Annotated in this window: 17 protein-coding genes; 4 read left to right on the forward strand and 13 right to left on the reverse strand. The window is 65.1% G+C overall.

The annotated features are described in order from the left end of the window. Window positions 1-23 precede the first annotated feature (23 nt). Both C6A82_RS26615 and C6A82_RS26620 read right to left on the reverse strand, forming a co-directional pair. Entirely contained in the window at window positions 24-1,787 is a 1,764-nt protein-coding gene (locus tag C6A82_RS26615) for an NAD(P)/FAD-dependent oxidoreductase (RefSeq protein ID WP_396836842.1), read from the reverse strand. A 159-nt stretch (window positions 1,788-1,946) separates the two neighbouring features. After that, window positions 1,947-2,816 carry an alpha/beta fold hydrolase gene (locus tag C6A82_RS26620; protein ID WP_105342675.1) on the reverse strand — a complete coding sequence of 290 codons (870 nt, stop codon included), beginning with the start codon at window positions 2,814-2,816 and terminating at the stop codon, window positions 1,947-1,949. A gap of 173 nt (window positions 2,817-2,989) precedes the next feature. Between C6A82_RS26620 and C6A82_RS26625 the strand changes: the two genes are divergently transcribed. Further along, window positions 2,990-5,071, forward strand: coding sequence for an AMP-binding protein (locus C6A82_RS26625; protein ID WP_105342672.1), 2,082 nt, complete (start codon window positions 2,990-2,992; stop codon window positions 5,069-5,071). Window positions 5,072-5,106: 35 nt separating this feature from the next. Here the strand turns inward: C6A82_RS26625 and C6A82_RS26630 are convergent, their stop codons facing one another. Beyond that, window positions 5,107-6,219 (reverse strand): glycoside hydrolase, encoded by a 1,113-nt coding sequence (locus tag C6A82_RS26630; protein WP_105342670.1) that lies wholly within the window; start codon window positions 6,217-6,219, stop codon window positions 5,107-5,109. A 552-nt stretch (window positions 6,220-6,771) separates the two neighbouring features. Here C6A82_RS26630 and C6A82_RS26635 point away from each other — a divergent pair. Beyond that, window positions 6,772-7,032, forward strand: a complete 261-nt coding sequence (locus tag C6A82_RS26635; RefSeq protein ID WP_142405882.1) for a hypothetical protein — start codon at window positions 6,772-6,774, stop codon at window positions 7,030-7,032. Between the two features lie 411 nt (window positions 7,033-7,443). On the opposite strand, the gene C6A82_RS26640 is transcribed toward C6A82_RS26635, so the two are convergent. From C6A82_RS26640 to rpsF, 6 genes are all read right to left on the reverse strand, one after another. After that, a complete protein-coding gene (locus C6A82_RS26640; protein ID WP_311101562.1) occupies window positions 7,444-8,826 on the reverse strand; it encodes an LAGLIDADG family homing endonuclease in 1,383 nt (460 codons plus the stop codon). 109 nt (window positions 8,827-8,935) lie between these two features. Continuing rightward, window positions 8,936-10,318, reverse strand: coding sequence for a replicative DNA helicase (dnaB, locus tag C6A82_RS26645; RefSeq protein WP_105341647.1), 1,383 nt, complete (start codon window positions 10,316-10,318; stop codon window positions 8,936-8,938). Between the two features lie 480 nt (window positions 10,319-10,798). Then, on the reverse strand, window positions 10,799-11,257 hold the full coding sequence (rplI, locus tag C6A82_RS26650; protein ID WP_105341646.1) for a 50S ribosomal protein L9: 459 nt from the start codon (window positions 11,255-11,257) through the stop codon (window positions 10,799-10,801). Between the two features lie 29 nt (window positions 11,258-11,286). Then, window positions 11,287-11,544, reverse strand: coding sequence for a 30S ribosomal protein S18 (gene rpsR, locus C6A82_RS26655; RefSeq protein WP_105341644.1), 258 nt, complete (start codon window positions 11,542-11,544; stop codon window positions 11,287-11,289). A 37-nt stretch (window positions 11,545-11,581) separates the two neighbouring features. Beyond that, complete coding sequence (locus tag C6A82_RS26660; RefSeq protein WP_105341642.1) at window positions 11,582-12,094, reverse strand: single-stranded DNA-binding protein; 513 nt, start codon at window positions 12,092-12,094, stop codon at window positions 11,582-11,584. A gap of 105 nt (window positions 12,095-12,199) precedes the next feature. Continuing rightward, on the reverse strand, window positions 12,200-12,490 hold the full coding sequence (rpsF, locus tag C6A82_RS26665; protein ID WP_311101563.1) for a 30S ribosomal protein S6: 291 nt from the start codon (window positions 12,488-12,490) through the stop codon (window positions 12,200-12,202). Between the two features lie 151 nt (window positions 12,491-12,641). Here rpsF and C6A82_RS26670 point away from each other — a divergent pair, with 151 nt between their 5' ends. After that, window positions 12,642-13,961, forward strand: coding sequence for an adenylate/guanylate cyclase domain-containing protein (locus C6A82_RS26670; RefSeq protein ID WP_105341448.1), 1,320 nt, complete (start codon window positions 12,642-12,644; stop codon window positions 13,959-13,961). A 92-nt stretch (window positions 13,962-14,053) separates the two neighbouring features. Here the strand turns inward: C6A82_RS26670 and C6A82_RS26675 are convergent, their stop codons facing one another. From C6A82_RS26675 to C6A82_RS26690, 4 genes are all read right to left on the reverse strand, one after another. After that, complete coding sequence (locus C6A82_RS26675) at window positions 14,054-14,794, reverse strand: SGNH/GDSL hydrolase family protein (RefSeq protein WP_105341446.1); 741 nt, start codon at window positions 14,792-14,794, stop codon at window positions 14,054-14,056. After that, entirely contained in the window at window positions 14,791-16,350 is a 1,560-nt protein-coding gene (locus tag C6A82_RS26680; RefSeq protein ID WP_311101937.1) for a glycosyltransferase family 87 protein, read from the reverse strand. The genes C6A82_RS26675 and C6A82_RS26680 overlap by 4 nt, the downstream gene beginning before the upstream one ends. Window positions 16,351-16,532: 182 nt before the next feature. Continuing rightward, on the reverse strand, window positions 16,533-19,043 hold the full coding sequence (locus C6A82_RS26685; RefSeq protein WP_396836758.1) for a transglycosylase domain-containing protein: 2,511 nt from the start codon (window positions 19,041-19,043) through the stop codon (window positions 16,533-16,535). Beyond that, window positions 19,036-19,470 (reverse strand): DUF5318 family protein, encoded by a 435-nt coding sequence (locus C6A82_RS26690; protein WP_105347563.1) that lies wholly within the window; start codon window positions 19,468-19,470, stop codon window positions 19,036-19,038. The genes C6A82_RS26685 and C6A82_RS26690 overlap by 8 nt, the downstream gene beginning before the upstream one ends. 111 nt (window positions 19,471-19,581) lie before the next feature. Between C6A82_RS26690 and C6A82_RS26695 the strand changes: the two genes are divergently transcribed. Beyond that, window positions 19,582-20,487 carry a DUF1707 domain-containing protein gene (locus tag C6A82_RS26695; protein ID WP_158261661.1) on the forward strand — a complete coding sequence of 302 codons (906 nt, stop codon included), beginning with the start codon at window positions 19,582-19,584 and terminating at the stop codon, window positions 20,485-20,487. Window positions 20,488-20,501 lie beyond the last annotated feature (14 nt).

The raw sequence follows: 20,501 nt of genomic DNA on the forward strand, positions 1-20,501 counted from the left end.
CGGCAACGCGAATTGGTCGTCAATCAACTGGGCTGAAGTATCGGTGCCGATGCGACGATCCAGTCCCCGCTGATCGGGTCCGCCGGTTGTTCTCGACGGTAGAGCGACCGCAGTTCGCGCAACAGCGGATCTCGTTGCCACGCTTGTATCTGCCTCATCGCGCTGTCGTCTCCGAACATCGCCGACTTGTCGGTGAGAACGGTCTCGAAAAGCTGGCCGGCCAAGCGGCGCAGCAGCCGGGCGTTGGCGTCGAACTGCTCGGTGAAGTCGGGGTTCGTCCCCATCATCGCGGTGTGGAGCGTCACCATGAAGTTCAGTGGTGAATACAAGTCCACGAACGGCGCCGACGGCGTGCCGTTCTCGACCGCTGCCCACTCCCGGAAGAAGCGCTGGACGCGATTGCTCAGCGCGATGAGCCCGTCGAGTTGAGGGACGAAACCCGGATCGTCGGCAAGTGTCACGAAGCGATCGTTCATGTAGAGCAAACCGATGAAACCCCAGTAGAACGCCACGTCCCAGATGATCTTCGCCGACATCACGATCGGCGTGCCCATCAACGTGTACTGATCCTGGTACACGGCCAACCACATCTCGGTGAGGGATCGGAACAGGGCGTCGCTGATGTGCGACCGGGCGACGACATCCTCACCATCGAGGTGGCGGACGACCATGTCGGTGATCAGGCCGTTGCCGATGGCGACGAGGTCGAGCCCTGACGAATACAACGGGTCGAGGAACACCCCTGCGTCGCCCGTCAGGCACCAGCGGCGCGAACCGTCGAAGACTTTCGTCGCACCATGGCTGTACTTCTTCATCACGCGGAAGTCCATGATCGCATCGGCGCTCTCGGCGATGACCGCCGCGCACTGCGGCTCGTGTTTGCGCAGCCATGCCCTCGACTTCTCCAGCGTGTTGAACGATTCGAACGCGTGGACGTCAGGGTCCGCCACGATCCCGACGCTGGTGGCGCTGGAGGCCAGTCGAATGAGCCAGACCCAGTAACCCTCGCCCATCAGGTGATTGGTGGACATCGCGCGATCGCCCTCGACAAGGCGCCCCTGCCAGGTGGGATCATCGCTCCAGCGACCGATGTCGATCTCGGTCGCGACGCGAAACCACGCGGCGTTGCACCGGTGGTCGTTGGCCTGCTTCAGATCCAATTGCCGCGGCAACATCCGGTTGCGGCCCGAAGCGTCGATCACCCACCGTGCCGACGTGCCGCTGACAGAGTCCCCACGCTGAACGGTGATGCGGTGCGGATTGCCCGATGCGCCCAGCTCGACCGAGCGGACTCGCCCGTGAGCGAATTCGATGCCGTTCGAAGCGCAGCGTCGCGCGAGCTCGTTCTCCAGTCTGCCTCGATCGATCTGGTAGGTCACCTGCGGAACGAACGAAGAGCTGCCGAGTTCCATCCGCTGTGCGATATCGGCGTTCGCGTTCTTCGAGAAGAACATCCTCAGCCCCATCTTGCGTAGCTGAGCGGACTGCAGATGGTCGGCCAGCCCCAGTTGGTCGCGTAGATAGTGCGCGGAGACCTCGACGGTGGACTCGCCGACAGTGTGGGTGATCTCCGGTATCGGATGGGGGTTCGGCTCGATGATCAGGATCCGGGTGGTCGGGCGCGCCCGCCGGATCTGCAGCGCGAGGGTGAGTGCGGCGACTCCGCCTCCCACGATGGACACGTCGTGGTCGGCTTCGGGCTGATCGACGCGGGGGAGGCGAGACCTGATCCGTCGTGCGAGAGCCTCCCGTGTCTCTTCGCTCAATTGAGACACCTGTGCCCGCACGTCCACGCTCTACCCTCCCGGTCGCCTTAGCAGGAGGCGACTGCCGCCGCCGAAGTCCGCCACAATTCGAGCGAATCACATCTACGGCAGCGAAGGGTCGTCGAGCGGATTACCGAATGCTGACGTCTCGGCGCGCGGCTTTCTCAGTCAGCGATGCGGTCACTGATGCGGCGAGAGGCTCTCCGCGGCCGCCGGAGTTGTCGCGATGAAGTCGTCGATGAGGTCCACCACTTCGTTCGGCGCCTCGACGTGCGCGAAGTGACCAACATTGGGCAGCACTTCGAGGCGGCAATCCGGCCGCGCCTCCAATGCCGCGTAAGCGTGGTCGACGGGAATGATGGCGTCGTCCTCACCCCAGATGGCCAGGGTGGGCAGGTCGGCTCTGAGCTGCAGGCGATTCAAGGCGCTGACGGACTGCCCTCGGTAGTCGACGACCGAGCGGAGGGTGCGCAGAAACGACCCGCGGGTGGCAGCATCGGAGAACGACGAGTATGCGCTCCACATCTCCGCGCCACGTGGTGATCGAAGGCCCAACGACGACAACCACGACTTCAGTGAATCACCGGCGCGCAGAACGAAACCCGGCGCAATGACCGGCATGACCAATTCGGCGCCCGGTGCCGAGAGCAAGCGAAGGACCCACCCGACGTCCGGGCCCAGCCCGCCACTGCTGATGAGCACAAGCCGACGGCAGTAGTCGGGATGCTGGTACAGGAACTGCATCGCGATCCCGCCGCCGAGCGACTGACCGACCACGGTCGCCGCGCTCACCTCGAGTTCGTCGAGCAGGTCGCGCAGTCCGACCGCAAACGCGCCGAGCGAATAGTCGGTCCGCGGCTTGGCCGACCGCCCGTGGCCCAGCAGATCGGGCGCGATCACCCGGTACCGCCTGGCCAGCCGGGGCAATACTTCCCGCCAGGTCTGAGAACTGCCCGCCATGCCGTGAATCAGCAGAACCGTCTCGCCCTGGCCCTCGTCGTAGTAGGCCAGCCGTTCCCCGTGGATCTCCAGGAATTTGTGTTCGAACAACACGATGCCTCCGTTCCCCGCGCCTCACTCTACCGATGGGTAACTTCGCTGCGACCACGCTCGGTCGATCACTTGGTTGCGGAGCCCAGTCGGCGGAAAAGTTCCGGCCGGCGGGCTGATGAACCACAATGTGTTCTCTTGGTCGGCCGATAGACAAACCTGGCAGGACGAGCGTGGTACACGAGGTGATCGCCTTCGACATGGCGCTGGATCACCCGTGCCCAGATGTCTGGCGAATTCTCGAGGCACCAGACTGGTATCCGCGGTTCTTCAGAGGACTTGGGTCGTGCGAGCAGATTTCCGGCAGCGCACAGCAGTTCCAGGTCCGGCTATCCACACCCCGCGGCACCGCCGTGGTCCGCGGAATGGGTCAGACGACCCTGCGGGCCCGTGCGGAGATGCGGGTCGAGGCGACAGAGGTGGGTCGTTGCTTCGCGTCGATCCGCCTGACGCCCGAAGCGGCTGGGACACGGGTCGCGGTGAGGATCTTTGCGCTCGGCCTGCTCCACCCCGACCTCGCGAAGGTCAGCGACACCGCCGTCCGGCACTGGATCCGGGACGGTCTGCTTCGGGTCTGCGACTATCTCGAAGGCAAACAGTCATCGCTGTTGGTCAATATGGGCGACGGCCATTCTCTGCACCTCAGTGTGATGAAGACGATGCTCGTCAGCGGTGTGGTGCGCGCATCGCGGCCCGATCGTGGCATCCGACAGCTGAATTCCCTTGCCAAATGGGGCTTCACGCTCGCAGGGGGTCTCGGGGCGGCTGCCGCGCGGTCACCGGGTAATACGGCATCGATCGATCGTTACAGGACGCTGACCTACGGAGACATGGCCGAGCGCACCGGACACCTGACCGCGGGCCTTGTCGCAGGCGGCTACACCAGGGACAGCAAATTCGCAGTTCTGGCTCGCAATCACTCGGCGATGGTCGAAGCCATGGTGGCTGCCAGCAAGTTGGGTGCCGAGCTGGTGTTGCTCAACACCGGCCTTGCGGCCCGTGCGATCGAAGAGATCGTCGAACAGAACGCGGTCGATGCGATCTTCGTCGACGACGACTTCGAGCCGCAGGTGTGCTACCTGCCCCCGGAGATTCGCCGGATCTCGATGCATCCGAATTCCGCGGTGCCGCAGCGTCAATCGATCGACGACATCATTTCCGCAGGCGCGCGGGCGCCATCGGTTCCGCCGCCGAAGCAACCCGGCAGGCTGGTTGTTCTCACCTCGGGCACCACCGGCACGCCCAAGGGCGCACGCAGGCCGACGCCGCCCGGCTTCGGCGCGATCGCCGCGATGTTGTCACGGATGCCGCTTCGCCGTGACGAAGTGATGCTCCTTGCCGCGCCGCTGTTTCACGCGTGGGGGCTCGCCGCGCTGCAAGTGAGCACTCCGATACTCGCGACGGTGGTGCTGATCGAACGATTCGACCCCGAGGAGTGTCTGAGAACCATCGAGCGAGTGCGCTGCACGGCCTTGGTTCTGGTTCCGGTGATGCTGCAGCGCATCCTGGAGTTGCCGGCCGAGGTGATCAGCCGATACGACACGTCGTCGCTGAAGGTGGTCGCCAGCAGCGGGTCACCGATTCCTGGCGCAGCCGTCGTCAAGTTCATGGACACGTTCGGTGACGTGCTGTACAACTTCTACGGTTCCACCGAGGTGTCATGGGCGACCATCGCCGATCCCACCGACCTGCGCGTCGCCCCGACAACCGCCGGTCGACCACCGCTCGGTACGCGCGTTGCCATCCTCGATCACAAAGGCGATCCCGTGCCGGTCGGGGCCGTCGGTCGCATTTTCGTCGGCAACGACATGCTGTTCGACGGCTACGCCAACGCCCCGTCACCCGCCATCGAGGACCGGTTGATGGACACAGGTGATCTCGGGTACCTCGACGCAAGCGGCCGGTTGTTCGTCGCCGGACGCGATGACGAGATGATCATCTCCGGCGGCGAGAACGTGTTCCCGCGGCCCGTCGAGGAAGCCATCGCGGTCCTGCCGCAGGTCTCCGACGTGGCAGTGGTAGGCGTTCCGGATCCGGAGTTCGGTCAGCGCCTCGCCGCGTTCGTCGTCCGCGCCAGAGGGGCCTCGCTGGACGAAGACATGGTCAAGGGCTACGTCCGAAACCGTCTGAGTCGTTTCTCGATTCCGCGCGACGTCACCTTCGTCAGCGAGCTGCCGCGCACGGCGACGGGAAAGATACTGAAGCGTCGGCTGATCCACGGTCATTTTCCACTGGACACAGACTGGCCGGGCTAGGGCGGCGGCTTGGCCATTGCTGATCGACGTTCTGGTCAGCGACGTGGTGTCGTGGTGATGTGCACGTGGTCATAGTGGCCGTAACCCGAGCCCTGCGGACCGCCCGGCGTGTAGTAAGTGCCGCGCCAGATCACATCCTGTAACCCGAATCGGGCCGCATTACTCATCGCAAACGCGAGAATCTCGTCGCCGAGCGCGATGCCCTCGGGACTGCTGTGGTTGGGAATCATGATGTCGATCGCCAGACCGTTCGGATGCCACGGTTTCGAGTCCGGCCGAACGCCGTCGATATCGGCGATCTGCGGGAACCTTGCGCTGACGGCCCTGGCGGCCACGATGGTGTTGGGCTGCATGCCGGCCTCATATGCCACGCCGACGGGCAACGCCTCCGGGATGTCTAGTCGAGCGACCGCGAGAGAAGGATCAACGGCTTCCGGGGCCTGGCCGGGCATTGCGACGATCGCCGGGTCTGCTGGGACCGGCGCGCCCGGCACCGGCGGAGGCGGGACCGCGTTGTCGATCACCGCCTGCTGTTGCGGTGTCAACGCGGTGTACTGCGCCTCTGCGGCGATGATCTGACGCTGCAGTTCACGCCACTTGGCCTGCAGGTCTGCGCGGACCGCGGAGGCCTGCTCGGCCGCGGCGCGGGCGTCGGCGGCCGAGGTCTCCGAGGCCTTGGCAGCCGCGGCCGCGCGCTCACGGCCTGATCGATAGGCCTTCATCTGGTCGGCCGTCTCGGCGGCTACCACCCGCTGCAGCGACAGCTGGTCGATCAGGTTTTGCGGGGATGTCGTGGCCAGCACCGCCGCGAATTGACCGGTGCCTCCACCCATGTAAGTCATAGCCGCTATTCGGTCGACCGCGGCTTGAAAGGGCTCCAGCTGGGAGTTCGCAACCTCGAGGGCCGCCGCATCAGCACGATGGCGCTCTTCGGCCGCTGTCTGGACAGCCAGTTTGGCGTCGGCATCGCGTTGGGCCGTCGTGACGGCCTCGCGGGTCTGCACCGCCTGACGGGACAACTCGTTGAGTTTGGCCAACGCATCAGCCGCGGGATCCGCCGTGACGACGCCCACCGACATCGCCAGCACCAGCACCGCGGCCGCCGCGCCGTACGCCGCTCGCCGGAGTGAATGGCGAGCCCTGGTCATTCGGCTTGTCACGATCCTTCGCTATAGGGACCGACGGTGGTCCGGCGCGTGCGTCTCGCAAAGGCTACGAACTACGCGCGACGATGTCCACCCTGGGGTCATCGCGCTTGCCGGCTGGGATGGCGGTGAACACCGACGACATGCGCTCTCCAGGCGGGCATCATCGACGGACGTCGTCCGACGCTTGACCGCCGACTCGAGAAGAGGCACTCCGATGGACTGGAAGCGAAGCGACACCGCTGTGGTTGTTCATCAATCCGCAGAACCGCAGCTGCGGTGAGGACTGCCAGGGGGTCCGGAGTGTGACCCATCGTCCACGAACCAGCCGGCAACCTTTCCTGGCGGTTCTACGTCAACGCTTCAGTCCTGCCCGAGCCCGTTTTCGAAGATTCCCGTGTTGCTGGCCGACGGTGGCAGCAATCTCGGGCGCAGCACTAGTTCAAAGACCGTGCAGCGCATCGCCAAACGCGCGGACGGCTGGCTGCCGTATCTTGCGGCGCCGGGCCGGCCGGAGCCGCAGAACTGCGTGCAAGCTGGGACCGAATCCGGGAGATGGCTTCCGAGTATGGCCGGGACACGAGCCGGATGGAGATGGTCGTGGTGGGAAACGTCACCTTCACCGACCGGCCTGCAGAATCCGACCGATCGACGTTCGTCGGCACCCTTGACCAGATCTTGGACGATGTCCGAACGGCCGCGGACGCAGGCGCAGCCGAACTCATCATTGACCTGAATCTGCAGGACTGGTTCGCCAGCACAAGCCAGATGCTCGAGACGGCGGTGGAGATCCGCGAGCGTGCGGCCCCTTCGTGACAACACCGATGACAAAGCATGAAGCCTGTGGTCCGGCGCGGTTGTTGCTCGACGGACCCGAGGCGCGTTCGGCGATCAACGCCGCTCGCCGGTGTTCCCGTTCCTCGACGCTGCGAGCTGAACAGCTGCATCGACCAGGCGCGACTGTCGGCTCGAACCGCTCATGCGCGAAGGATGCCTACCGCCGCCTCCGCCGCCACTGCCAGACGCCGTGATCAAGGTCCGTCGGCGACACGCCCATCTCCGCGGCCGCTGCGGTCAGGATCCGTAGAGCGAACCCGGTCGTGACGGCGCGACGGGGCGTCCCAGCGCGTCGACGCAGCGGCAGATCTTCCGGTCCGGCTTCGTCGGCGCTCCGGCACCTTCGACATCTAGCCATACGACCGCAGACGGTCGCCGTGGGTACTGGCATCACCCCGGTTGTCGCACAAAGACACCTTCGACCACCACGGGGTGCATCAGGCCCTCGAAGGTGTAGACCTCCCGGCGACCCAAGCGCGTGATAGCGCTGACTTTGTCCCAGTAGACATCGTTCGTCGCAAGGTCGTGCAGAACCGGATCGTCCATGACGCCGGCAATTCGGTGCAGCCTTGTCCGACCCGGCGCGTGTGTCCACATGCGCGGACCATCGAATCTGGTGTTAGTCGCAACCGCGAAATCCATCTCCGACCAGTTACGTTGTTTAAGTGAGGCTTTGACGCGAGTCCATATCTCGATTGGAATCGTGTCTCTACCGGGTCGGCGTGTTCGCCCAGCAAGCTGGCGGATAACCTCTCTGGCCTTCACTCCACGCTCGCCGTGCACCCCTACCTTGGTGAGGAACACAATCTGGTTGGCAGCGCGATTGATAGTCAGGTGCCAGCAATCGCGATAGCCCTCCTTCGTCGTCCGGGTAATGCTGCTCTGTACTCCCATACGTAAGAGCAGGTTCACAACGTCATCGATCAGCCGTCGGCTAGTCGAGGCGTAGTACACCTGCCCGTGCGCTATGTTGGCGTCCCAGCGCACCGACCCATCTGTAGCCCATAGATGCCGCAAAAATAGGGCGACCTGTTCATTCGGCAGTGCGAAAATCTCCCTCGGCACGAATTTCTCGTGACTTCTCATGCCGAAGAGGCCGAGACCGTCTAGCCATTCGGCGATCGGGTTGCGCTTGCCGTGTGTCAGACGATAGGGCGCTCGCAATCGCAAAGTCGTCACCCGAGCGGCCGCGTATTCGTCGCGGACCGGTGTCACGCCGAAATGTGCTGCTGCAATCGTCACAGCTGCGAGATTGTTCTCATCGACTGATGCGTAGCGAATCGGCTGTCGCTTGACGCAAGAGCCGTCGCCAATCATGTGCGCCAGCATGATGATCTCTGAATCATGCATAGGCGTTGGATGAGCCGGCTCGGGCAGTCGCCGAGGGACTGCGATCCGGCTGCCAGAACTCAGTTTCGTCGGTGAACTCCAGCCATCCACCATGAGCACTTCTTGGCCGGACGTCATGTCGAGAGCCCGCCCCGATGCGAGGGTCAGCCTTGAGACTTCTCGATTACGGATCAGAATCCGTCCCGTTGCACGTCGCTTCGTCAGGCGCATCCTGTCGTCTATCGACCACAGAAGCGGTTTGTCGGGTGCGATTATCAGCTCGTTGAGGGGCGCTTCAAATCCGTTATCTGCTCTCGAGACTCGAGGTCGCTGCGACGCCGTCTGATCTGACAGTGAAGGCTGAGGCTCACGACTTGCCCGCCTCAAACCGTCCGGTTCAAGGTCTACGTCACAGACGGTCGCGGGATCTTCCAGCTCTGCCATGGTATGAGACTATTGATACCCCCCGACAATAGTCGCTTACCGGATCATCTTGCAGCATTAGCTTATTCACTGTCACGGGAGCGGCTGGGGACGAAGCGATGCACCCGCGTCACTTCGCCATATTAGTGAAACGCGAGAGATGCAGTTGATGCGCGACCGTGACAGTCTTTGTCGGGCCGTTGCGATGCTTGGCGATGATGAGGTCAGCTTCACCGCCGCGGGGATCGTCTCGTTCGAAGGCGTCGGGCCGATGCAGCAGGATAACCATGTCGCTGTCCTGCTCAATGCTGCCGGATTCCCTTAGATCAGCTAACATTGGCTTCTTGTCTGTGCGCTGCTCGGGTCCACGGTTCAGCTGACTCATCGCCACAACAGGAACCTCGAGTTCCTTCGCCAAAAGCTTTATCTGGCGAGAGAATTCGGAGACTTCCTGCTGACGTGACTCGACCTTCTTGCCGGATGTCATCAGCTGCAAGTAGTCAATGACGATCAGCTTGAGATCGTGCTTTTGCTTGAGTCGGCGCGCCTTGGCGCGGATCTCCATCATCATCAGGTTGGGCGAGTCGTCGATATATAGAGGCGCCTCGCTGATCTCACTCATCCGTCGCGCCAAGCGCGTCCAGTCGTCGTCGCTCATCCGGCCGGAGCGCATATCCGTCAGCTTGATCTTTGCCTCCGCCGACAAGAGTCGCATCACAATCTCGGACTTGCTCATCTCCAATGAGAAGATGACGCTCGCCATCCGGTTTTTGATTGAGCACGAGCGCAAAAAATCCAAACCGAGCGTGCTTTTGCCGACGCCGGGCCTCGCCGCGATCACCACCATCTGTCCGGCATGCAAGCCGTTGGTGAGCTCATCGAGCTCCAGGAAACCCGTCGGCACACCTGCGGCCAGCCCGCCGTTCGACGCGATCGCGTCAATCTCGTCCATCGTCGGCTGCAGGAGGTCTTCCAGCGCGACGAAGTCCTCTGACGTGCGGCCGTCGGTGACGTCGTAGATCTCGGCCTGCGCGCGGTCGACGATCTCGGCGACATCGGCGCCCTCTGCGCCCGCATAGCCGTACTGGACAACGCGCGTGCCCGCGTCCACGAGCCGACGCAGCAGCGCCTTCTCCGCGACGATGGTCGCGTAGTAACCGGCGTTGGCGGCGGTCGGCACGGTCGAGATCAGCGTGTGCAGATAAGGGGCCCCGCCGATGCGGCGGAGGAGGCCGCGTCGGTCGAGTTCGGCGGCGACAGTCACAGCGTCCGCGGGCTCGCCGCGACCGTAAAGATCGAGGATGGCGTCGTAGACGCTTTGGTGATTGGGCCGGTAGAAATCGCCGGGCCGTAGCCGCTCGAGCACGTCGGCGATGGCGTCCTTGCTCAGCAGCATGCCGCCGAGGACCGCCTGTTCTGCGGCCTCGTCTTGCGGTGGCTGGCGACCGAAGTCTTCGGAAGGCGGTGAAACGTCGTCGATACCGGAACGGCCACGGTCATCCACGACAGCCACCGCGGCCCACCTCCCCTCCAGCGCTCGAACGTGCGTTCGAAGAACCTTATCGCGACTGTAAGTCAAACCCCCGACGGGGACAACCTCCCCGGCACCGCCACAGCCTTGCGACGGCCAACGCTAGACGTTGCTGGAGAGACCGCAAGGGGGGCCTGTTCATGAACCTGTGGATGGGGTGTGGATATCTCCGCTCGGCCGTGTTGAGGTCTTGGGGAGAACCTGTGGAAGAACGCCGGTGTGAACCACATCCCCGCAGATAAGCGGACCACAGGGGTGGGAGTTAGTTGTGGATGACAAATTCATCGGCGTGTCGGGCCGGGTTACGGCTTCGGGCGTGTTGTGTTTCACCTCAGCGCCCCCGAGGTTAACGGCAGGTTAGCTTCGCTGGGCGGATAAGGCCGATTACTGTTCGCCAGAAATTGCAGCAACGGCGGCGTGAAGGCCGATCATGGCCTTCACGCCGGGAATTAACGCGTGCGTCTAAGACTCGGCGACGACGTTCACCGACACGGCGGCATCCACTTCGGGATGCAGCTTGACCGCTATCGGATGGCTGCCGAGGGTCTTGATGTGTCCCTTAGGTAATTGCACCGTGCGCTTGTCCAGATTGGGGCCGCCGGCTTTCTTGATCGCGCCGACGACATCCGCTGCGGTGACCGAGCCGAACAGCTTGCCGCTGTCGGATGCGGTCCTGGCGGGCAGTTCCACTGACCCGAGTCCCTCGAGCGCCGTCTTCAGTTCGTTGGCGTGTTCGATGCCGCGGATGGTCTTGGTCTCGCGCGCCCGACGGATCCCGTCAGCTTGTCGCTCGGCACCCTTGGTGGCCACGATCGCCAGGCCGCGCGGCAACAGGTAATTGCGCCCGTAGCCGTCCTTCACCTCGACGGTGTCGCCTGCCACGCCGAGGTGCTCGACCTCAGCGGTGAGAATCAGTTTCATCTTCGGTGTCTTTCCTTAGTTCTGCCGACTCAGCGGGTTGACGAGCTGAACGGCAGCAGAGCGACCTCGCGGGCGTTCTTGACGGCGATCGCGATGTCACGCTGGTGCTGCACGCAGTTGCCGGTCACCCGACGCGCACGGATCTTGCCCCGCTCGCTGATGTAGGTGCGCAGCAGCGCGGTGTCCTTGTAATCGATCTGCTGCCCCTTCTTGGAGCAGAACACGCACTTGCGTGTCTTGACCGGCTTCTCTGGAGCCGGACGCCTCTTGGTCGAGGACTTGGCCATGTGTCTATCTCTTTCTCAGTTGCTGATGTGCGTTATCTCAGAAGGGCGGTTCGTCGTCGCTGCCGGAAAACGATCCGGACGCCGGTGCGCTGCCCCATGGGTCGTCCTTGGGCTGCTGTGAGCCGCCGCGGTCGCCGCCGCCACCGCCGCTGCTCCCGAAGCCGCCGCCGCCTCCGCCGCCGCTGCGGCTGGCCTTGTTGACCTTGGCCGTGGCGTAGCGCAGCGACGGACCGATCTCGTCGACCTCGAGCTCGACGACCGTGCGCTTCTCGCCCTCGCGGGTCTCATAAGACCGCTGCTTGAGCCGGCCCTGCACGATCACCCGCGAGCCGCGAGTCAGGCTCTCGGCCACGTTCTCCGCGGCCTCGCGCCAGATGCTGCACCGCATGAACAGCGCGTCGCCGTCCTTCCACTCGTTGCTCTGCCGATCGAAGATCCGCGGAGTGGACGCCACCGTGAAGTTGGCGACGGCGGCGCCCGAAGGGGTGAAGCGCAGTTCAGGGTCGGCGGTCAGATTTCCGACGACGGTGATGATCGTGTCACCAGCCACGGGGTCCTCCTGGGCAGTAGTTCCGGCTCTTCGCGCAAGCGCTCATCGCGGGGGCGGTGGTTGTCGTGGGCGAGCCTACGCAGCGCCTCCGACTCCCATCGGCCTTTAGTGCTTGTCGGTCCGAAGCACCTTGGTCCGCAGAACGGATTCGTTCAGGCTGAGCTGACGGTCGAGCTCGGTCACAGTGGCCGGCTTGGCCTTGACGTCGATCACCGCATAGATGCCCTCGGCATGCTTGGCGATCTCGTATGCCAGTCGGCGGCGGCCCCAGATGTCGATCTTGTCGACGGTCCCGCCGTCCTTGCGGATGACGTTCAGGAACGTCTCCAGCGACGGGCTGACAGTGCGCTCGTCAAGGGTGGGGTCGAGGATGACCATGATTTCGTATGGACGCATGAAGACCTCATCACCTCCTATGGGCTAGTCGGCCACGGCCTATCCGTGGCAGGAGGGTCGCCTGCGTCGGCAACCGGGCCAGGTTACAGGAACCCCTGCTGATCTGCGAAATCGCACTGCTCTTCGGGTCGATCCAGACATACACTTGGCCGTGTTCTCCGAGACGCGCTACGCCCGCAACGGGGATCTGCGCGTCGCTTATCGCGCATCTGCGCCCGGTGAGCGCGACATCGTGTTCGTGCCGAACTGGTTCACCTGTTGCGAAGTCATCCCAGAAATGCCGGTCTTTCAAGGCTGGATCGAAGCGATGGCCTCGCTAGGTCGGTTCGTCTTCTTCGATCAGCCTGGCACCGGCGGGTCGGACCCCGTCGCCTCGGGGGCACTGCCAACCCTGGAGCAGTGGACCGACAGCATCACAGCCGTACTCGACGAGCTGGGCAGCCGCGAAGCGGTCCTGCTCGCAGTCGACGGCGCGTTCGCGCCTGCGGCCCTCTACGCCGCGACGCATCCTTCGCGCACCACTGCACTCATCGCCCTCGAGTGTTATGCCCGCACGACAGGTGAACGCCGTGCGGACCGCACCGTCGACGAGTTCCGCACCGCAATGGCCGCGGCGTGGGGCACGGGCACGTTTCAAAGGGTGCTCAATCCGGAGATGCCATGGAATGAGGAGATACGTTCCGTGTGGGCGCGCCATGAACGCATGGCGGCGAGCCCGGGAATCGTTGCGCTCATGCTGCCGCTCCTCTTCGACTTGGACGTGCGGGCTCTCCTTCCGGCGATTCGGGTGCCGACCCTTATCGTGCAGCACACGGGCGACAGCATCATCACCGCCGAAATGGGCAAGTACCTTGCCGACCACATAACCGACGCGAAGTACGTCGAGCTCCCCGGACGCAACATGTACCAGTTGGTGGAACCGGGATGGCGCGCGTCGTTCCAGGAGGTCGCCGGGTTCCTCACCGGCCACCGGACCGATTTCGCAGACGACCGGGTTCTCGCCACCGTGCTGTTCACCGACATCGTCGGCTCGACGCGAATGGCCGCTCAACTCGGCGACAGCAACTGGCGCGCGCTGCTCGACGCGCACGACGCCGTCGTGCGGTCGCAGCTCACGCGTTTCCGCGGACGGGAGGTCAACACCTCCGGCGACGGCTTCCTCGCAACGTTCGACGGTCCACAGCGGGCCATCCGCTGCGCCATGGCAATTCGCGATGCCGTGCAGGCGCTCGGCATCGAAGTGCGGGCGGGCTTGCACACCGGCGAGTGCGAACTGCGCGGCGACGACATCGGCGGCATCGCCGTGCACATCGGCGCGCGGGTCAGCGCGCTCGCTCAGGCCAACGAAGTCCTCGTCTCGAGTACCTTGCGCGACCTGGTCATCGGGTCAGGGCTCGAATTCGACGACCGCGGCGCACACACACTCAAAGGCGTGCCGGGCGAATGGCATTTGTTCGCGGTGGCGACGTAGCGCATGGCCCCCGCGCAGCTGGGGACAGACGCAAAAGTGCCCCCGCTTGGCCGATTTCGGGCACTTTTGCGTCTGCTCGCGGAATAAAGTGACTACTTGCAGGGCGCGGGGACCTTCTCGGTCAGCTCGTCCGCCCACTGCTGATACGCCTCCGGGGTCGGGTGCACGCCGTCTTCCACCCACTGCCCCTCGTCGGCCTGTTGCTTGTAAAGCTCCCGTAGATCAACGAATTCGGCGTTATGGGCCGACGCCTCCTCGATCAGCACATCGTCATACGCCGCGCGTTGCGACGGAACGCTCTCGCCGTAGTCGACACCCACTGGAGACCGGGCCCAGTCATTCTGGGCGAGGACGATGACACGCGCTCCGCTTCCCTTCGCCGAACTCAGCACCTGTTTGACGTTGTCGCGGTACTCGTCGATCGGGATGCCATTGGCGATGTCGTTGCCGCCTGCCTGGAACGTGACGATGGTCGGCTGGAACGACTCGATCTGCGGCACCTGCTCGGCCAAAATCTGCCCCGCCGTGTAGCCGCTGATCCCCGCGTTCTGCAGTTCGACGTCGCAACCGTCGGCCCGCCAATGCTCGGCCAGCAGCGCCGGGAAGGCGCCCGTGGTCTCGTCGACCGCGCCGACACCCTGGGTCAACGAATCGCCAAGGGCGAGATACCGGACGCCGCCGGACGCGGGCGGCGCGCCGGTCGGTTCGGCGGTGCTCGTGCCTTGCGGCGACGGCGGCGACTCGGACTGCACAGTCCGGGTTCCGCTGCAGCCCGCGATCACCGCAGCCACGGCACAGACCGCGGCGCCCAGCTGCCGGGTTGCCCACCTCACGCGTTGAGAATAGCCGTGGGTCTCTCTTCGGGAATGGTGTTTGCGTCTTCTCTCGCGGTGGGCCGTAACCGCTTCGGCAGCCAGTCCGGTGGCCGGTCAGGCGCCTCGTCGAATATGCCGCCTGCCGGGTCGTCGAGCCGACCGTGATTGCGCACCAGGTCGACCCCGGGCCGGTAGATCTGCCGAATCACCAATGCGCACAGCGCGATCACCGCGATGTCACGCAACAGCACGGTGACCGTGAACCACTGCTCGGGCAGACCACGGTTCTGTTCGCCGTACAGAAAGAGCATTCGTGGCACCCATACCAGCGCGTCGATGGTCATCCACGCCAACAGGACGCGCCGATGCGGCAACGCCAACACCGCAAGCGGCACCAGCCACAGCGAGAACTGCGGGCTCCACACCTTGTTGGTCAGAAGGAACAATGCGACGACGAGGAAGGCCACTTGCGCCAACCTCGGCCGCCGCGGCGCCGTCAGCACGATGTAACCGACGCCGGCCCAACATGTTACGAACAGCACCAGCACGACGGTGTTCAAGATCGTCGGCGGCTCCCACAGGCCGAGGCCGGTGTCGAAGCCCTGCCAGTCGGTGAATGACTTCACCACGTTGTACAGCGAATCCATGTCGTCGCCGCGTCGGGTGTTGAGCCGGAAGAACTCCGACCACCCCCGCGGGAACAGCACCATGATCGGCAGGTTGACCACCAGCCACGCGACAGCTGCCGCCGCGGCCGTCTTGCCCACCTCTCGCAGTCGCCCCGTGCGTAGCCCGAGGAGCGCCAGCGGGACCAACAACAGGATCGGATACAGCTTGGCCGCGACGCCGAGACCGATCAGCACCCCTGCGAGGACGGGTCTTCGTCGCGCCCACGCCAACAGCGCCCCCGTCGCGAAAGCCGTTGCCAGAGCGTCGAAGTTGGTAAAGATCTGGAAGATGACGATCGGTGAGCCCGCGACGAGGGCCGCGTCCCAGATGCGTCTGCCCGCCAGTTTCGATGTCGCCCACACCGTGGCGAACCACGCCAAGGCCAGACCGAACGCGGAGATGTTGAAGAACATCACCACTTCGGCGATCGTTGGAATGGGCACCAGCTTGGTCACCGCGGTGTAGCTCTTGGCCAGCGCCATCGACAGGTACTGGTAGGTGCCGGTGATGACCGGATACTCCATGTACCGCACAGCGACGTTGCCGTCGAACTGCTTCTGCGGCCTGCCCTGGCTGTCCTTCTCGATCCAGCTCGACTTGTATGGGAACTTTCCGAGGTTCAGCAGTTCCGCTGTGTAGAGCGGCACGGTGTCGGAGTAGCACAGCTCGTAGTACGCCCGCTGGTTCTTCCAGTTGGCCACCTTCTGGTCGGCGGTGCCCGTGCCCGTGCTCACCAGGCAGGCCGCTTTCGACGTGTAGCCCAGCGACAGGAAGATCACAGCGATCACCAGCATCACCCGCAGCGGGGTGAGAAAGCGGGTCCGCCCGATCAGGGCGTGCCTGCCGACCGGTCCGCCGGCCAGCTGCGACAGTGCACCGCCCAGTACGTCTGTGCGGCTGGGCATATCGCGGTCGTCGGCACTGCGCCGGTCGAGCGCAAGTGGCTGTGGGGACACGGCGGCGGGCCGCTGCGACGACACGGCCGCGGGCCGCTGCGATGACACGGCGGCAGGCCGCTGCGATGACACAGTCGAACGGAGCGGCTTGCGCGCCGCTCCGTCATCTGCCCCGATGTCACCGCCGTCTGTCACGGTGGCGGAGGCGGCGGCGGTTGCGGACCGGGAAGCGGCCCGGCCGGCGCTACGGGTGCCGCTGGTGCGACAGGAGCGTACGGGTCGGGCACGGGCGCACCCGGCGGCCCGGCTGGCACCAGCGTCGGCGGACCGAACGGAATGGTGATGCCGGGCGCGACCTCTATGCTCGGCTGAATCGTCGTCTCGGTGGGCGGCGGCGGAGACGACGGCTGCGGCGGCAGCGGTGCGGCCGCAGGCGGGCCGGCATACCCGCCGATCTCCGTCGGCTTGGGGAAGGACTCGTTCTCGGTGTCCTCCAACGCCCCGTCCATCGTCGCCTTCCAGATGTCGGACGGCAGGCCGGAACCGTACACCGGTGAGCCCCACGTGTTCTCGAGTGGCTTGTCACCCTGGGTGGTGCCGACCCACACCGCAGTGGACAGCGACGGGGTGAAGCCGACCATCCATGCGTCCCGGTTGTCGCCGGTGTCGCCAAGCTGGTTGGTGCCTGTCTTGGCCGCGGACGGTCTGCCACCCGCCAGCGCGTGTCCGTTGGAGTACGAGGCGATCGGCTGCATCGCAGACGTCACATTGTCGGCGACGGCCTTGTCGATGCGCTGCTCACCTGAGTTGTCCTCGCCCGCCGCGTCGAAGAGCACCTGGCCGTCGGCGTTGACGACCTTCTGCACGAAGTGCGGCCGGTGGTACACACCCGACGCCGCGATGGTCGCGTACGCCGACGCCATGTCGATGACGCGGCTCTGGTACTGCCCCAACACGACGCCGTTGTTCGGCGGTCCGCCCTTGCCGTCCTCCGACAGCGTGTGCTCGACGCCGGGGAAGCTCTCGGCGATGCCGGCCTCGTGAGCGGCCTTGGCGACGTCGGACGGACCGTTCTTCAACTTCAGCATGAGCCGGTAGTAGGCGGTGTTCAGCGACCTCTTCAGCGCCTCGGCGATGTTGCAGGTGCCGCAGCCGGCGCCCTCGACGTTGGTGATCTTGATGCCGTTGACGTCAAGCGGCGAGCTGTCCACCTGATAGCCCAGCCCCATGCCCTGTTCGAGCGCGGCCACCAAGGCGAACACCTTGAACGACGACCCCGTCGGCAGCCCGGCCTGCGCGAAGTCGAAGCCCTGCGCGTCGGTTCCACCGAAGTACGCCTTGACGCCGCCGGTCCTCGGGTCGATCGACACCACAGCGGAGCGCATATCGGGGTCCTGGCCTTCGAGCGTCTCGGATACCGCCTCTTCGGCGGCCGCCTGCGCCTTCGGATCGATGGTGGTGGTCACCTGCAGGCCCTCGGTGTTCAGGGTCTGTTCGTTGATGTCGAACAGGTCGAGAAGTTCCTTCTGCACCTGGCGCTCGATGAGCCCGTTCGGACCCGTCGTCTGGTTCTGGTTCTGCGCCAGATCGGGTGGCACCGTCGGCGGGAAGACCTGCGCCGCCCGGTCGGTGGGCGAAAGGGCGCCGACCTCGACCATGCCGTCCATCACCCAAATCCACCGCGTCAGCGCGTCCTCGGGGTTGACCGCGGGGTCAAGGCGGGAGGGCTGCTGGATGAGGGCGGCCAACAGCGCGCCGTCGGCCACCGTGAGCTGCTCAACCGGTTTGTCGAAGTACGCCTTGGCCGCCGCGGCGATGCCGTACGCGCCGCGGCCGAAGTAAATGATGTTCAGATAGGACTGCAGCACTTGGTCTTTGGACCATTCGCTGGACATCTTGGTGGAGATGACCAGTTCCTTTGCCTTACGGATGACGCCGCCGAGCCCGGCCCGCGCGTCACCGACCAGCGCGTTCTTGACGTACTGCTGGGTGATGGTCGAGCCGCCCTGGGTGTCGCCGCCGAAGATGTTGTTCTTCGCGGCTCGCGCGAAGCCGGTGAACGAGAACCCCGGGTTGGAATAGAAGTCGCGGTCTTCTGCGGCCATCACCGCGTCACGCACATGCACCGGAATCTGGTCGATGTTGACGTCGACGCGGTTGCCTTCAGGCGGAACGATTTTCGCGAGCTCGCTACCGTCGCTGGCGAGAATCGTCGACACCTGGTTGGTGCGGATGTCGCCCGGCTTGGGCACCTCCACGATCATGTAAGCCATGCCGAACGTGATGAGCGGCAGCAGGACGAGGGCGGCGACCGCCACGTAGATGCCGCGCCGCACCCATTTCCAGTTGATCTGCTCGACCGCAGGCAGCTTGCGGGGCCGCCGGCCCCCCGGCCCAACGGGACCGCCCGGTCCGCCACCACCTGGCGGCGGGCGGCGCGGCGGCACCGGAGGCGGCGGCTTGGGCGGAGGTGTGCCGTCGAGTGCCGCCTTGACCGCCTCGATCGGGTCACGAATCGGTCGGGTGTCGTCGTCTCGCACCGCCGGGATGATCGCGGTGTGGCGGTCGTCGAAATGGCTTACCGGCCTGCGCAGCGGACGGGGCCGCTTGACCTCGACGGTCTCGCGGTCGTCCACACCGTCAGCAGCATGTCCCTTATGGACATCGCCGGTTGACCGTTTGTGGCGCCCTTCGCTATTCACTGGCCGTCCGCGCACCATTGCGCGCGGTCCGTGGCGAGCGCGGTCCCCGGGAGGGGCCTGTGGGCCGAACCGCGCCGAGCACGTAGGACTTCACCAAGTGATTCCAGCTGCAGGTCCGGCATACCTCCACCACGTGTACCGAGAACTCGTCGTAGCGGGAGGCCAGCAGGACCAACTCCTCTGCGGTGCGCGCCGAACCCGATACCGCGCCGAGGTGATCGCCGAAGACCCAGGACACCAACGTGAGCTGTTCCTTGCGGCAGATCGGGCACATCACCGAACTGGGCTTCCCGTGATATTTCGCAGCTCGCAGCAGATAGGGATTCGCGTCGCAGACCTCCGACACACCGGTGCGCCCCGAGTACACCTCCGCCAGCAGGGACCGCCGCCGAAGCGCATAGTCCACCACCTGTCGCTGCAATCGCACGATGACCAGAGTACGTCGGCTCCTTCGGCGTGGAGGCGTGACGGGGTCAGGTGGTTGGCGCGTCGGCATCTGTCTGCGGCGATGGTGTCCGGCCTCTTACGATCTTCTTCCGTGGCAACGGGTAGACCCGGCGGCACCCGGACGAAGGACAGCGACCGCACCGCGACCTGCCAGATTCTCGACAGCGCCTTCGCCGAGGGCCAGCTGTCGATGGAGGAGCATCGGCAACGGGTGAACGCCGCTACCACCGCCGCCACACCCGGCGAGCTGGAGTCGTTGGTCGCCGACCTGCAGACAGCCGGCGCGCTGCAGCCGTTCGCGACGGGCCCGAGGTCGGGCCGCGGGCCGCTCGTCATCGCCGGTATGACGGTCGCGGCGGTGGTCGTCCTCGCCGCAGTCGCCGTGGTGCTGATGAACAATGACTCGTCGTCCTCGGACACCACCACCTCGAGCCCGAGTGCCGCGGCGCCGGAGACCCACGAGCTGGCCGCCGAACCGTCCACCCGGGCCGTCGAGTCGGCGCAGGCGCCGGCGGATCCGCCCCCGGTGGTGCTCCGTCCGCTTCCCGATCTGCACGCTGCGGAGGGTCTGACCCTCGTGCTCGACGAGATCCGCAACCGCTTCGGCGACACGATGGGCTACGAGCTGGCCATCACGCCTGACGAGGCGACGCTGGCCCGTCCCGCCCCCACCCACGAGCAGTCGAAGTTGATCTACTCCTTCCATCGTGGCTGGGGCGATCCCTCGACCAGGCCCCGCTCGGACACCGATGATTTGACCGACCTCGCCGCATTCGACGTGCCCGCGGCGGCCGCCGCTCTGCAGCCCGCCCCCGGAACGCTGCGGATCGCGCGTGGCGACGTGACCGAAACGTTCATCGACATCGACCACATCGCCGAGCCGCCCGGTCCCGGCGCACTCGAGCTGTTGGTGAGGGTCTCCACGAGGGCGCACACGGATGGCTGGATCTACCTCGACTCCGCGGGCACCGTCAAGCGCGTGGAAGACCCGAGCTGACCTCTACGATCATC

Source organism: Mycobacterium sp. ITM-2016-00318 (genome assembly GCF_002968285.2).
GTDB lineage: Bacteria > Actinomycetota > Actinomycetes > Mycobacteriales > Mycobacteriaceae > Mycobacterium.